The 13,602-nt window shown below is 67.8% G+C and carries 11 protein-coding genes; 5 read left to right on the top strand and 6 right to left on the bottom strand.

What is annotated here, in order from left to right; all coding sequences use genetic code 11:
* Positions 1-2 precede the first annotated feature (2 nt).
* Positions 3-689, top strand: a complete 687-nt coding sequence (locus QZ814_RS18755) for a response regulator (protein WP_294335085.1) — start codon at positions 3-5, stop codon at positions 687-689.
* 19 nt (positions 690-708) lie between these two features.
* On the opposite strand, the gene QZ814_RS18750 is transcribed toward QZ814_RS18755, so the two are convergent.
* Positions 709-984 (bottom strand): cupin domain-containing protein, encoded by a 276-nt coding sequence (locus QZ814_RS18750; protein ID WP_294335084.1) that lies wholly within the window; start codon positions 982-984, stop codon positions 709-711.
* Positions 985-1,009: 25 nt separating this feature from the next.
* Positions 1,010-1,429: a DoxX family protein gene (locus QZ814_RS18745; protein WP_294335083.1), complete on the bottom strand. Its 420-nt coding sequence runs from the start codon at positions 1,427-1,429 to the stop codon at positions 1,010-1,012.
* A 339-nt stretch (positions 1,430-1,768) separates the two neighbouring features.
* On the opposite strand from QZ814_RS18745, the gene QZ814_RS18740 reads away from it, so the two are divergent.
* The gene (locus QZ814_RS18740; protein ID WP_294335082.1) at positions 1,769-2,191 is read left to right on the top strand and encodes a PEPxxWA-CTERM sorting domain-containing protein; all 423 of its coding nucleotides are present in this window, start codon (positions 1,769-1,771) and stop codon (positions 2,189-2,191) included.
* A gap of 87 nt (positions 2,192-2,278) precedes the next feature.
* Here QZ814_RS18740 and pnuC read toward each other — a convergent pair whose 3' ends face one another.
* The 4 genes from pnuC to QZ814_RS18720 form a co-directional block, all read right to left on the bottom strand.
* On the bottom strand, positions 2,279-2,860 hold the full coding sequence (gene pnuC, locus QZ814_RS18735; RefSeq protein ID WP_294335081.1) for a nicotinamide riboside transporter PnuC: 582 nt from the start codon (positions 2,858-2,860) through the stop codon (positions 2,279-2,281).
* A 27-nt stretch (positions 2,861-2,887) separates the two neighbouring features.
* On the bottom strand, positions 2,888-4,030 hold the full coding sequence (locus QZ814_RS18730; RefSeq protein WP_294335080.1) for an aminoglycoside phosphotransferase family protein: 1,143 nt from the start codon (positions 4,028-4,030) through the stop codon (positions 2,888-2,890).
* Between the two features lie 13 nt (positions 4,031-4,043).
* Entirely contained in the window at positions 4,044-6,434 is a 2,391-nt protein-coding gene (locus QZ814_RS18725; protein WP_294335079.1) for a TonB-dependent receptor, read from the bottom strand.
* Between the two features lie 177 nt (positions 6,435-6,611).
* A complete protein-coding gene (locus QZ814_RS18720) occupies positions 6,612-7,283 on the bottom strand; it encodes a PEPxxWA-CTERM sorting domain-containing protein (protein ID WP_294335076.1) in 672 nt (223 codons plus the stop codon).
* 332 nt (positions 7,284-7,615) lie between these two features.
* Here QZ814_RS18720 and QZ814_RS18715 point away from each other — a divergent pair, with 332 nt between their 5' ends.
* The 3 genes from QZ814_RS18715 to QZ814_RS18705 are packed head-to-tail and all read left to right on the top strand — an operon-like array spanning position 7,616 to position 13,574.
* Entirely contained in the window at positions 7,616-10,405 is a 2,790-nt protein-coding gene (locus QZ814_RS18715) for an endonuclease/exonuclease/phosphatase family protein (protein ID WP_294335074.1), read from the top strand.
* Between the two features lie 59 nt (positions 10,406-10,464).
* Positions 10,465-12,219, top strand: coding sequence for a type I secretion system permease/ATPase (locus QZ814_RS18710; protein WP_294335072.1), 1,755 nt, complete (start codon positions 10,465-10,467; stop codon positions 12,217-12,219).
* Positions 12,216-13,574, top strand: coding sequence for an HlyD family type I secretion periplasmic adaptor subunit (locus tag QZ814_RS18705; protein WP_294335069.1), 1,359 nt, complete (start codon positions 12,216-12,218; stop codon positions 13,572-13,574). The genes QZ814_RS18710 and QZ814_RS18705 overlap by 4 nt, the downstream gene beginning before the upstream one ends.
* The last annotated feature ends 28 nt before the right edge of the window (positions 13,575-13,602 follow it).

The following is a 13,602-nucleotide window of genomic DNA, read 5'->3' as shown; positions in this document are numbered from 1 at the left end:
CCATGGCGAGCGCAACCAAGGTGCTGATCGTCGAGGACGACAGCCATATCCGGCGGCTGCTGCGCGGGGCGCTTGCCCGCGCAGGCCATCAGGTGATCGAGGCGGCGACGGCGCGCGAGGCCATTGCCGCCTTCGGCATCGACAAGCCCGATGCGGTGCTGCTCGATCTCGGCCTGCCCGATCGCGACGGCATCGAGTTGATCCAGCAGGCCAAGGCGGGCGGCGCGGCGGTGATGGTCGTCTCGGCGCGGACCGAGACCAGCGAGAAGGTCGCAGCCCTCGATCTCGGCGCTGATGATTACTGCACCAAGCCGTTCGATACCGAGGAACTGCTCGCGCGCCTGCGCACCGCGCTTCGCCACCGCATTGCGAGCTCGGCCGAACGCGAGCAGCTGACGATCGGCACGGTCGAGATCGACTTGCTCCACCGGCGGGTGCGCAAGGACCGCGAGGCGGTGCATCTCGCCCCCAAGGAATATGGCGTACTGGCGATCCTTGCCGCCCATCCGGATCGGGTGATCGCGCACGGGCAGCTGCTCCGCGACGTGTGGGGCCCGGCACATGTCCAGCAGCTCGATTATCTCCGGATCGTGGTGCGCAACCTGCGTCAGAAGCTGGAGGCCGATCCGGCCCGGCCGCAGCTGATCGTCAACGAACCCGGCGTCGGATACCGGCTGGTCGCGGCATAGCCGGGCGCGCGTGCCCGCGTCAGGCGCGGGACTGGACGAACAGGATGCAGCCGCCTTCGGTGCGGGCATCCTCGTGCCAGGTTCCGGTGCGCATGGTGTGATAATCGCCGACGCCGAAGCGGATGCCGTTGACCAGAAGATCGCCGGACACGACGAGGGGATGCTCGTTCACGTCATGGCCGTGCGGCGGAATCACCGCACCTGGTTCGCAGCGCAGCAGGAACGTCTCGCCGTCCCAGAGGTATTTCATCTCGATGCCGTCGGCATAGCGCTCCCCGATCTGGGGAGGACGCAAAACGCGGCTGGCGGCGTGAGGTCGGTCAATGCCGCCTGCGCCACGGCCAGTCCGTCACGCCGCCGGCGAACAATGCCGCCCATACCAGCAGCGGCTGCAACAGCAGGCGCGGCACATGATAGCGCCAGTCGAGCGCCACGCCGCTGATCACGACATGATCGACCGCATGCTTGATATTGGCAGGGTAGACCGCGACCGCATAGGCGGCGAGCCCGAGCGCGGCCCACCAGCGCAGCGGCGCGATCCACAACCCGACCGCGCCCAGCAGCTCCGCCACGCCGGTGACCAGTACCGTCTGGTGCGGCCAGGGTACCCAGCCGGGCACGATCTGTTCGAAGCCATGGGGTCGCAGCAGGTGCATCGCACCGGCGACCGCATAGAGGGCAGTCAGGAGGATGCGCAGACCCATCCGGGTCCTCGGGGCACTCGCGGTGTGGGTCGTCATCGGCCTTCCTTCTCGGGTCGTATCGGCGCGCAGGCACGTGCCGACAGCAGACATACGAGCGCGCGGTTGGGAACGGATGCACTGCAGAAATCAAAGGCGCGCATTCTCGATCTGATACAAATATCCCCGCATACGAAAATCCAGTCTGATCAGATGCATCGAATAAAAAAATATAGTCTTTGACGATCTCCGGATCTCGAGAATATCTCCTCAACAGCGCGCGATATTTTATTTGATGGAAGGGAATATTTCATGCGGAAGATGATCAAATTTGCTGCGGTTGTGTCGATGGTGTCGGTTACTTGTGGGAGTGCCAATGCTGCTACCTACCTATTTAGCTTGTCCGGATCGAAGAATGCCAGCTTCTCGATCGATCTCGGCAAGGGGCCGGATGACAGCAGCTCCAGCTTCGTCGGCGAACGCATCGGTTTCACCCATGTCGCCGGGATCTATGACGGCACCAAGGGGTTCGGGGACGTCAGCTTCGGGACCTTCCTGCTCGCCAGCCTCAACATCAACGGAACGCCGCTCGGCTTCACCCAGTTTGCGGGTCCGGAACTGTTCACCGGCACGGCCAGTGCGCCGGTCTTCAAGCTGGGCACGTTCAAGCTGACCAGCATCGTCTCGGGCAACAGCACGCTGACGATCAGCCAGGCGAACAGCGCGGTGCCGGAACCCGCCACCTGGGCGCTGGCGCTGGTCGGCTTCGGGACGCTCGGCGCAGCGCTGCGTCTCCGCCGCGACAAGCAGGTCTTCGCCTGACGCCGGTCCGGTGCCGCCGCACCCCGGGAGAAACCCCTTCCCGGGGTGCAGGCGGCACTTGGCGCGCGGGCACCTGCACCCTGCAGCTCAGGCGAGTTCGGTCGCGGCGCGCTCGGTTCGAGCGGCCTGGCGCCATCGGACAAAGCCGAGGACCGCCAGCACGGTCATTGCCGCGTACAGACCGGCGGTGAGCCACAGGCTCTTGAACAGGAACATGCCGACATAGACGGTGTCGACCGAAATCCAGAGCAGCCAGTTCGCCGGATAACGCCGCGCCGTCCATATCTGTGCGACAAGGCTGAAGCTGCTGAGCGCCGCATCGAGCCAGGGCAGCGCGGCATCGGTATAGCGCTGCATGAGCCAGCCGATGGCACCCGCGGCGATCGCGCCTGCTGCCAGACCCGCCGCGGCTTCGCGCCGCGACAGCCGCCGCATCGTCACCTCGCCGTCCGCTGCCGCGCCGCGCCGCCAGGCAAACCAGCCATAGAGGATCGAGAGGCCGAACAGCAGCTGGAGCACCATGTCCGCATAGAGGCGCACGTCGAGGAACAGCTTGAAGTACATCGCGCAGGCGACCAGCCCCAGCGGCCAGCACCACAGGCTGCGTCGTGCGGTGAGCCAGATCGCCAGAACGCTGACGAGCACGGCGACGAGTTCAAAAACCGACATTGCGGGAACCAGCCTTTCGACCTGACACTAGTACCGGCCCTCAGCCGCTACCGCAGCGAGGAGCCCCCGGCCGGGTTCGCTCAGGAACCAGTCGGCATGGCCGATCAGATAGTCGTGCCAGGCGAGGTCCGCGAGCGCCGGCCGTGCTGCGACCCCGGCGAAATAGTCGACTTCCGACAAGGCGAACTCGACATGCACCAGCGGCAGCAGCCGGGCGAGCAGGGCACGATCGGCCGGGCGGAGCGGCCGCACCGCAGCATAGCCTTCCAGCAGCGCGCGCGCATCGTCGCATTCGGCGATGTCGGAAGGGCGCCCGGGCCCGAGCTCCAGCCAGCGCACCGCGCTCCGCTCCAGCGCGGTTGCCAGGTCGTGCAGTGCGCAGGTCCGGTCGCTCAAGCCGAAATCCAGGATGCTCGCGATCGCGCCCGCGTCGGTCCAGAGCAGGTTGGACGGGTGCCAGTCGTTATGCGTCCACATCGCCGGCTGCGCGGCAAGGTCGGGCGCCCACTCTGCCAGCCGGTGCTGCGCAAAGATCTCGTCGAGCGCCGCCCGCCACGGCTTGGATGCCAGATAGGTGGCGAGCGCTGGCCGCTGCTCTGCATATTGTGCCGCAGCGGCGATCGGGTCGGTCGCGGTCAACAGGCTAAGGCTGGTGACGAGCGGCTGCGGCGGGCGTGCCGGCGCGGCGAATCCCCCGGCGCTCTTATGCAGCCGCGCCAGCGCCGCGCCCGCCGCGCGGGCATGGGCGGGTGACAGAAAGGGCGTCCACGATTGCCGGTCGCGATACAGGTCGAGGCCCGGTGCCTTGCGGTGTACCTCCCAGGTCCAGTTGCCGAGCTGGAGCGCGGTCGCGCCCGTTGCGGTGGCGAGCAGCTCGACCACCGGCTGCCCGTGCTGCCCCAGATGCTTCAGGAACGCGTGCTCGTCGGTCAGCTGACGCGGCGTCCGCAGCCGGTGGTGGTGGCGCTTGAGGAACAGCGTGCCCGCGGTCGTGTCCGCCAGGGTCGCGGCCGAGAAGGGGCGCGGGGAATGCCATGTCAGCCGCTCCAGCCTGCCCGCCGCCGGGAAGCGGGCAAGCAGCTGCTCCGCTTCGGCCGGCGTGATCGCCGGCCATTGCGGCGGTTCCAGATCGGTGCCCATGCCATGGGCGAGATGCGGATCGTCTGCCATCGCGCGTGGCCGGTCAGAAGCGGCGGGCGAGCGTGACGATGAACGCGCGTCCGCTGCCGATATAATAGACCGGCGCCGATCCGGCGATGGCAGTGCCGTGGATGCCCGTCGTGTCCCGTGCATTGGTGGTGATCGTCTGCACGCCCGAGAGGACATGCGGATCGGTGACGTTGATCAGGTTCAGGCGAAGGTCGGTCTGCTTGCCGCCCAGCCAGCCGGCGAGATGCGCGCCGATCGAGAGATCCAGCGTGGCATCGCCCGGGATGCGCTCGTCGTTGAGGAAGGTGGCGTATTGCGCGCCGACCCGTTTGAGCGCGAAACTGCCGAACAGGCACGTGTCGTCATAGGTGCCGCCCAGGCCGAACTGCGCGGCCGGGCTCTGCACCGCATGCTTCCCGCGCGTTGGGAGGAAATCGCTGTTTACCGGCAGATCGTCGTCGAGCCGGGCATGGAGGAGTTCGCCCGAGGCGTAGAAACTCAGTCCCTCGATCGGGCGCCAGTCGACCTCCGCGTCGACGCCGTAGGAGGTCTGGCCGCCGGCGTTCAGCGTCGTCGCGATCAGCGCGCCGTTGATATCGGCAATGGTGGCGAGCTGGCGGTTGCGGAATTTGGCGTGGAACGCCGTGACCGAGGCCGAGAGGTTGCGCCCGATATAGCGATAGCCGAGTTCCTCGCTCACCGACCGCTCGTTCTTCAGGTCGCGGGTGCCCTGGCTTGCCAGTTCGCCGTCATAGTACGTGTCGTAGAGGGTGAACTCGTTCGGGCTGCGGAAATTGGTGGTGACATTGGCGAAGAGCTGCTGCCGGTCGTCGAGCTGGTAGTGCACCGACGCGCGGGGCAGCACGACGAAGCTGTCGCTGCGGACCTTGTTCTGCGGGCTGGGCAGGTAATTGTCGCCCCGGCGCAGCACGTCCACGCCCTTCACGCCGGCCTCGACGGAAAGTCGCGGTCCGATCGTCACCTGATCGGCGAGGAAGACCGCCTTCATGGTCGTGGCCGTGCGGATGTTCTCGGCGGCGAGCAGGCGACCATCGGCGGTGTGGATCGCCTTGTCGATATAGCCCCATTCGTCCACCGGCCGGCCGTTGGCATCGATCGATGTGAAGCTCTGGGTCACCCGATCGGTGCCGTGATCGAACCACAGCCCGGCGGTGAGGCGGTGCGCGCCGGCCGTGTAGGTCAGCTTCGCGACCTCCCCGGCGCGGAACTGGTCGCCGACATAATTGCCGACCACCGTCGCCAGCCCGTCGACCGCACCGGGCAACGCCACCGGCTGTGCCAGCGGCTCGGTCCCGAGATAATTGCCGGTGCTGGTCAGCTGGGCGCCATAGGGCGAATTGCCATAGCCGAACTGCAGGTACGTCGTGCTGTCGAACGCCAGTCGGTCGCTCAGCGCCAGATGCACCGGCGCGGATACATATTCGTTGCGGAAGGGCGCGCGGTACAGGCGCCAATAGCCGGTGTCGCCGTCCGTGTAACGGGCGTTGTAGTTGAAGCCGCGCCCGGACTCGGCCCATTCGGCGAGCGTCGGCGCGGGATAGGTCGAGGTGATGGCATCGTTGAACGAGAAGGCGATGCTCGCCCGGTTGCTGTTGCCCCATTCGCGCAGCAGCTTGAGGTCGACATGCTGGCGAAGGTCATAGCCCGCGCCGCGCCAATTGTCGGCGCGGTTGTTCGAATAGGAGAGGAAGCCGCGCACGCCAGTGCCGGCGATGTCGCCGGTGTCGACGCGGAGAAAGCCGCGCCGCTCGTTGTACGATCCGAGCGCGCCGCTCATCGCCACGCCGAATGCCCGCGCCGGATCGTCGAGTCGCAGCGACAGCAGCCCGCCCGCCCCGACCACGGTCGGCGCATCGATGTCGACCGCGCCGGGCGACAGTGCGACGTGCCGGACATTCTCGGGATCGGCGAACTGCGAGGGATAGGCGTAGAAATAGCCGATATCGTTCTGCGGCGCGCCTTCCATCGTCACGCCGATCTCGTCCTGCCCCAGACCGCGCAGGGTCAGGCTGGAGCTGGTCGACAGACCGAACGGGTCGCTCGAAGAGACATTGGCGCCGGGCAGGAGGTTGACCAGCTGGAAGGCATTGAGCGTCGGCGCCTGCTTCTCGATGAACGCGGTGGCGATCGCGCTGACGGCGTTCGGGGCATGCTGATCGGGCAGCAGGCCTTCGGGATCGCGATGCCCGGTGACGACGACGTCGGTCTGGGCGGTGCTCTGCGGATCCGACTCCGGAGATGCCGTGGTGCGAACGCCCTTCCCGCGCGGCGTGTCGGTCGCTCGTGCCGGGGCGCAAGGTAGGATCGCGGCGGCTACCAGCCCGCCCGTCGCGACGAGGCGCGCGAACCGAGGCTGCGGGCAGCGGCCGCCGAGAGGAGCGCGGCGGCGCGCCGCGCTGCGCATCTTGCCGACAGGGCGATCTTCTTCACGACGGTCTTTTCTTGGCGAATCCATGTCGCGCTAGATAGAGCGTCGCGATCGTGCTGCACGACCTTTTCTCGGCGGGTCTGGGCAGCGCCGGCCCGCACCGGATCCCGCGCGAGGAGCAGGCCGGCAGCCTGCCCCTCGCGCGGCGCGCATTCAGCGGAAGGAGAGCGTCGTCCGGCGGCGGCGATAGCGCACTGCGCCGCCGATCATCGCGAAGCCGCCGAGCATCATGCCCCACTGCGCCGGCTCCGGCGCCGGGCTGGCGGTGGTGAAGCGGAAGCTCGCGTCGCAAGCCGCGGGCGTATTGCGGCAGGTGTTGTTGTTGAGCCTGGTCTGCAGCAGATAGCCGGGGACATAGCCCTCACCGGTGCCATAGGCGATCGCGATGTTGCTGGCGGCGCTGAGCACCACCGTATAGGCCGTGTTCGCCTTTACGCCCAGCGTGCCGGTGGAGAAGTCCACATAGTTGCCGACGCCGCGGTAGATCAGGTTGGAGACCGAGAACTGCTGCGAGAACACCGCGCTGGCCGGTAGCGCGTCGCCGGGCTTCACCGCGCCTTCATAGAGCGAGACGGTGACGTTGCCCGACTTGGTGTTGCTGTTGGTCGAGCCGAAGCGGAAGCCGATGCTGGTCAGATAGGCCTGGGTCGGCACGAACACCTGGCCGATCGTGTCCGGCGTCGTGGTCGACGAGATCAGCACCGTGGCGGTTGCCGACTCGTTCACCGTCGTGGTGACGGGGTGGGTGGTGACGACGGTGGCGGCCTGCGCCGAGGTGGCGGCGAGCATCGCGATCACTGCCGGTACGATCAGATTGCGGTACATGAATGATTTCCCCCTGTTTTCTAAACCGGCACGGCGACTGACACGGCTATGTTGCAGTCCCGCGACGCGGCGCCCCGATTGACCGCATTTTCGTTTCATGTTCGGCGCCGAGTCTGTGCCACATCGGAACATTGCTGTGGCAACGCCACGTAACATACCCGCGCGCGGGAGCGTTGCCGCGTCCGCTCAACGAATTGCAGGTCGTTGTTGTCCTTGACCTTTCATCTTCGTGTCACATCGCATGGTTAGCGAAACATGAACGCCGTGTGGCGCTGCCGGGAGCGGCAGTCGTCCGACGGCGCACCGAATTGCATCAAACGGGGGACGAGGACGTGAGCGCAACCTACTGGAAGCTGGCGAATGGCGATCTGGTGCAGGACTGGTCGAACACCAGCCTGCTCAACACCAACGACAACTGGGACAATGTCCCGAGCATCGTCGGCTTCCGCGGCGACGGCCTGACCAGCGGCACCGGCACCGATCCGCGCACCATCACCGGCAGCAGCAACGTCGTCGACGTCAACGTCAACCAGACCAACCCGCTGACCTTCACCACCGGCGGCGTCACCGAATTCCAGCTGGCCAATCCCGTCGTCGCGCTGGCCGGATCGGGCACCGCCTCGGCGCCATACCTCGCGCTCTATCTGGACGCGACCGGCCGCAGCAACATCAGCCTGTCGTTCCTGCTGCGCGACCTGGAAACCGGCCCGGACGATGCCGTCCAGCAGATTGCCGTCCAGTATCGCCTCAACGATTCCAGCCCCTGGACCAACGTGCCCGGCGGCTATGTCGCCGATGCGACGGCTGGCCCGAACAGCGCGAATCCGCTGCTGACCACGCCGGTCAGCGTCACCCTGCCGTCGGACGCGAACAACGCGCCCACGCTGCAGGTGCGCATCATGACGACCAATGCGGTCGGCAATGACGAATGGGTCGGCATCGACGATATCCATGTGAGTAGCGGCCAGCCGGTGAAGACGCCGGGCACGCTCAGCATCGCCGATGCCTCCACCGTCGAGGGCGATAGCGGTTCGCACAGTCTCGACTTCACCGTCACGCGCGTCGGCGGGGCCGACGGCGCCGTCGACACAACCTACACGGTGACGCTGCCGGGGGGCTATGGCGGCGCCAGCGCGGACGATTTCGGTCCGTTCAACCTGACCGGCACCGTGCATTTCGCCAGCGGCCAGACCTCGGCGACGATCTCGCTCCCGGTGCTCGGCGACAAGCAGCCCGAGCCGAACGAGACGTTCAACATCACCCTGTCCAACCCGACCGGCGGCGCCAAGCTCGATCGCGCGACCGCGACCGGCACGATCCTCAACGACGATGTGCTGCCGCTGCTGATCGGCCAGATCCAGGGCGAAGGGCATCGTTCGGCCTATGAGGGGCAGAAGGTCGTCACCACCGGCATCGTCACCGCGGTCGACAGCAACGGCTTCTACCTGCAGGACTTCGGCGACGGCAATGCGCGCACCAGCGACGCGGTGTTCGTGTTCACCGGCTCGGCGCCCGACGTGTTCGTCGGCGATTCGCTGTCGGTGCAGGCCACCGTCTCCGAATATAAGGCGGGCACCGGCGGGCTGACCGTCACCGAACTGACCGCGCCGTCGATCGAGCTGCTCGGCTATGGCAATGATCTCCCCGACGCGGTGCTGATCGGCAAGGGCGGGCTGACGCCGCCGACCCAGGTGATCGATGACGACGGCCTGAAGAGCTACGATCCCGCCACCGACGGCATCGACTTCTGGGAATCGCTGGAGGGCATGCGGGTCACGATCGACAAGCCGCTGGTCGTCTCCAACACCACCACCGACGCCTATGCCGAGACCGACGTCGTCGCCTCGCTCGGCCAGGGTGCCACGGGCGTCAACGATCGCGGCGGGATCACCATCTCGAAGGGGGATATGAACCCCGAGAAGATCCAGCTCCAGGGCGACAGCACCATCTACAGCGGCTTCAAGCCCAATTACTCGGTGGGCGACCAGCTGAGCAGCGTGACCGGCATCGTCAACTATGCCGCCGCGCACTACGAAGTGATCGTCACCGATGCGGTGACCGTCACCAAGGACGTGACGCTGACCAAGGAAGTCTCGGCGCTGAAGGGCGATGCCACGCACCTCTCGCTCGCGACCTACAATGTCGAGAATCTCGACGCATCGGACCACAAGTACGACGTGCTGGCGAGCGACATCGTCTACAACCTGCGCGCGCCGGACATCCTGGCGCTGCAGGAAATCCAGGACGCGGACGGCGCCGGCAAGGGAAGCGACCTGTCCGGCGTGAAGACCGCGCAGGGCCTGATCGATGCGATCAGCAAGATCAGCGGTGCGCACTACGCCTATATCGAGATCGCGCCGGACACGCCCAACTCGACCGGCGGCGAGCCGAACGGCAATATCCGCAACGGCTATCTCTACAATCTGGATCGCGTTTCCTATGTGCAGGGCAGCGCCGAGCTGATCACCGGTTCGGCCTATACCAACAGCCGCAAGCCGCTGGTCGCGACCTTCGACTTCAACGGCCAGAAGATCACCACGATCGACGTGCACCTCACCTCGCGCGGCGGCAGCGATCCGGCATGGGGCGCCACCCAGCCGCCGGCGGATGCGGGCGATGCCTCGCGCACCGCGCAGGCGGCGGGCGTGAAGGCCTATATCAACAACCACCTGGCCGATAATCCGGCCCTCAACATCGCCGTGCTCGGCGACTGGAACGGCTTCGCCTGGGAAGACGCCCAGACCCAGCTGACCGATCCGGCCAAGGGCGGCGTGCTGACCGATCTCGCCACCGCACTGCTGCCGAGCGAGGAGCGCTACAGCTACCTGTTCGACGGCAACGCGCAGCAGCTGGATCACATCCTCGTCACCGGCGGGCTAGCGAGCAAGGCGCAGTATGACGCCGTGCACCTCAACTCGCAGTTCGGCGACAATCGCCCGACCGATCACGATCCGCAGCTCGCGCTGTTCGACTTCGGCGTCGCCAAGACCCAGGTGGTGCAGGCACTTGCCGCGAGCGACGTGTCGGTCGCGTCGTCCAGCGATCCGCACAGCGACGGCTTCGCGACGACCGATCACTGGCTGCACGCGATGTCGCTCAACGACCAAGTGGTGTACGCCTGACGAACGCCGCCGCCCGGAACCGTTCCGGGCGGCGGCCCGGGGCATGGGGAAGGGCGGCGATGTCGATTTTATCCGCGAACGGGGCCGAGCGCCCCTTCGCTCCGATGCGGGCGGCGGTGGCGCTGTGCCGCCGGCATCTGCTCGCCGCCGCGGGGTTCAGCGCGGCGGTGAACCTGCTCTACATCGCGCCGACCCTGTACATGCTCCAGGTCTATGACCGCGTGGTGCCGACCCAGGGCGTGCAGACGTTGTTGTTCCTCACCCTCGTCCTCGTCTTCGCGCTGGGTTGCCTGGCGCTGCTCGACCGGATCCGCAGCCGGCTTCTGACCCGGGCCGGCGTGGTGCTGAACGCGGCACTCGCGCCAGCGGTGCTCGACGCGACGATCGGCCGGCCCGAGTTGCCGGTCGCGCGCTCGGCGGCCCGCGAGCTGGATTCGCTGCGCGCGACGCTCGGCGGACCGGCGATGCTCGCGCTATTCGATGCGCCCTGGACGCCCATTTATATCGGCGTGTGCTTCCTCGTGCATCCGCTGATCGGCGCAATGGCGCTGGCAGGCGGGCTGGCGCTTGCCGGCATCGCCTGGCGGAACGAGCGCGCCACCCGCGCGGGGCTCGACCGCGCGCAGGACGTGGCCGCGCAGACCTATACCGCGCAGGATGCGATGCTCGGCTCGGCGGACAGCGTCCGCGCGCTCGGCATGCGGCGCGCGCTGGTCGCCCGGCAGCTGCGCAAGCGCGAGACGATGCTGGCGCTGCAGACCGAGAGCGGCTTCCACGCCGGCGGCTATTTCACCGCGACCAAGTTCGTGCGGCTGGCGCTGCAATCGCTGGCGCTGGGGCTCGGCGCCTGGCTGGCGGTGGACAACCGGATCTCGGGCGGTGCGATCTTCGCCGCGTCCTTCCTGATCGCCCGCGCGCTCGCCCCGATCGAGCTGCTGATCGGCAGCTGGAAAACGCTGGCCCAGGCCCGCCACGGCTATAACAATCTCGACGAACTGCTCGCCAGCGCCGTCGCCAGGCCCGAGCCGACCCGGCTGCCGGCGCCGCAGGGCGGCCTGCTGGTGGAGGGCGTGACGATCCTCAACGCGGCGCGCGACGGCATGGTTCTCAATGGCGCGTCCTTCGCGGTGTCGCCGGGCGAAGTGGTGGCGATCGTCGGGCCATCGGGGTCGGGCAAGTCGACGCTGATGCGCGCGATCGTCGGCGCGCTGCCGGCCGATCGCGGCACGGTGCGCTTCGATGCGGCCGAGATTGCCGACTGGGATCCCGAGCGGCTGGCGCGCCATATTGGCTATCTGCCGCAGGATTCGATGCTGTTCGAAGGCAGCATCAAGGATAATATCGCCCGGTTCGAGGGCGAGCTCGGCGCGGAACCGGAGGCGGTCGATGCCGCAGTGGTCGCCGCCGCAGATCTGGTCGGCGCCCGCGACCTGATCCTGCGCCTGCCCGGCGGCTTCGATCATCGGCTGGGGCTGAGCGGGCGCGGGGTTTCCGCCGGCCAGGCGCAGCGCATCGCGCTGGCCCGCGCCGTCTATGGCGACCCCTCGATCTACGTGCTCGACGAACCCAATGCGCATCTCGATTCCGAGGGCGATGCCGCGCTCAACGCGGCGATCACCCGGCTCAAGGCGGCGGGCAAGACGATCCTGGTCGTCTCGCACAAGCTCGGCGTGCTGCCGGTGGTCGACAAGATGCTGGTGCTGCGCGACGGCCGGGTGGAACTGTACGGCCCGCGCGACGAGGTGCTGGCCAAGATCGCGCCGCCCAATGTCCGGCGGATGGTACCGGCGGCACAGGGAGGATCGGCGGCATGAGCAACGCGGTGATCGTGCAGAACCCGCGGCCGCAGCCGCTCGTCGAACAGCTGGGCGATCCCCGGCGCGATATCCGGATGGGCCTGCTGATCGCCGGGCTGTTCTTCGTGCTCTTCCTCGGCTGGGCGACGTTCGCGCGGCTCGATGCGGCGGCGACCGCGCCGGGCGTGCTCGAAGTCTCGGGCCAGCGCCAGAGCGTGCAGCACCGCGAGGGCGGCGTCGTCGGCGAAATCCAGGTCCGCGAGGGCCAGCGGGTGGTGCAGGGGCAGTTGCTCCTCCGCCTCGCCGCCGCGGATGTGTTGGCGCAGGAGCGGGCGCTTTCCGCCCAGGCGATCCGGCTGCTCGCCCAGCGCGCCCGGCTCCAGGCAGAGCAGCTGGGGCAGGGGAAGGTCCCGGCGCCGGCGGAGTTCGCCTCGCTCGGCGGCGAGGATCGCGACGCCGCCGCGCTGGCGCTGCGCCTCCAGCAGAGCGAGCTCGACGCCCGCCGCGCCACCCTCGTCGCGCAGCGCGGTGCGCTGGGGCAGCGGGCGGCGCAATCGGTGGCACAAGGGCGCGGCTATGGCACCCAGGTCGTCTCCGCTGAGGAGCAGCTGCGGCTGGTCGACGAGCAGCTGACTGCGCTGCGCCCGCTCGCCGATCGCGGCTTCGTCTCGCGGACCCGATTGCGCGAACTGGAGCGGGTGAAGGCCGAACTGGTCGGCCAGCGTGGCCAATATTCGGCCAGCGTCGCCCAGACCCGCGAAGCATCCCGTGAGAGCGAACTCACCGCGCTGGAGGCCGACCGCACCTTCCACGAACGCACCGCTGCCGATCTGCGCGACGTCGACACGCGGCTGGCCGAGGTGCTGCCCAAATGGGTGGCGGCGCGCGACCAGCTGGCGCGCACCGAGATCCGCGCACCCGCCACCGGCGCGGTGATCGGCCTCAGCGTCTTCACGCCGGGCGGAGTGATCGCGCCGGGGCAGAAGCTGATGGACATCGTGCCCGAGCGCGCGCCCTTGCGCATCCAGATCCGCGTCGCGCTCGACGATGCCGACGATCTGCATGTCGGCCAGGCGACCCTGGTCAAGTTCCCCAGCCTGCACGAGCGCGACCTGCCCAATCTCAAGGGCACGCTCACCCGCCTCTCCGCGGATACGCTGACCGACGAGAAGAGCGGTGCCAGCTACTTCACCGGCGAGGTGACGGTGCCGCCCGAGCAGATCGACCTCCTGCGCAAGGTCCGGGGCGAGGACTTCACGCTGCGGGCGGGCATGCCGGCGCAGGTGCTGGTGCCGCTGCGCAAGCGCACCGCGCTCGATTACGCGCTGGAGCCGCTGGTCGGCGCCTTCTGGCATTCCTTCCGCGAGCATTGATCGGACCCCACGGGAGGCGATCCGTTCG

The sequence above is a fragment of the uncultured Sphingomonas sp. genome (assembly GCF_913777625.1).
Lineage (GTDB): Bacteria > Pseudomonadota > Alphaproteobacteria > Sphingomonadales > Sphingomonadaceae > Sphingomonas.
Note: the sequence above shows the minus strand (reverse complement) of the source record. Positions and strands in the feature narration are given on the sequence as shown.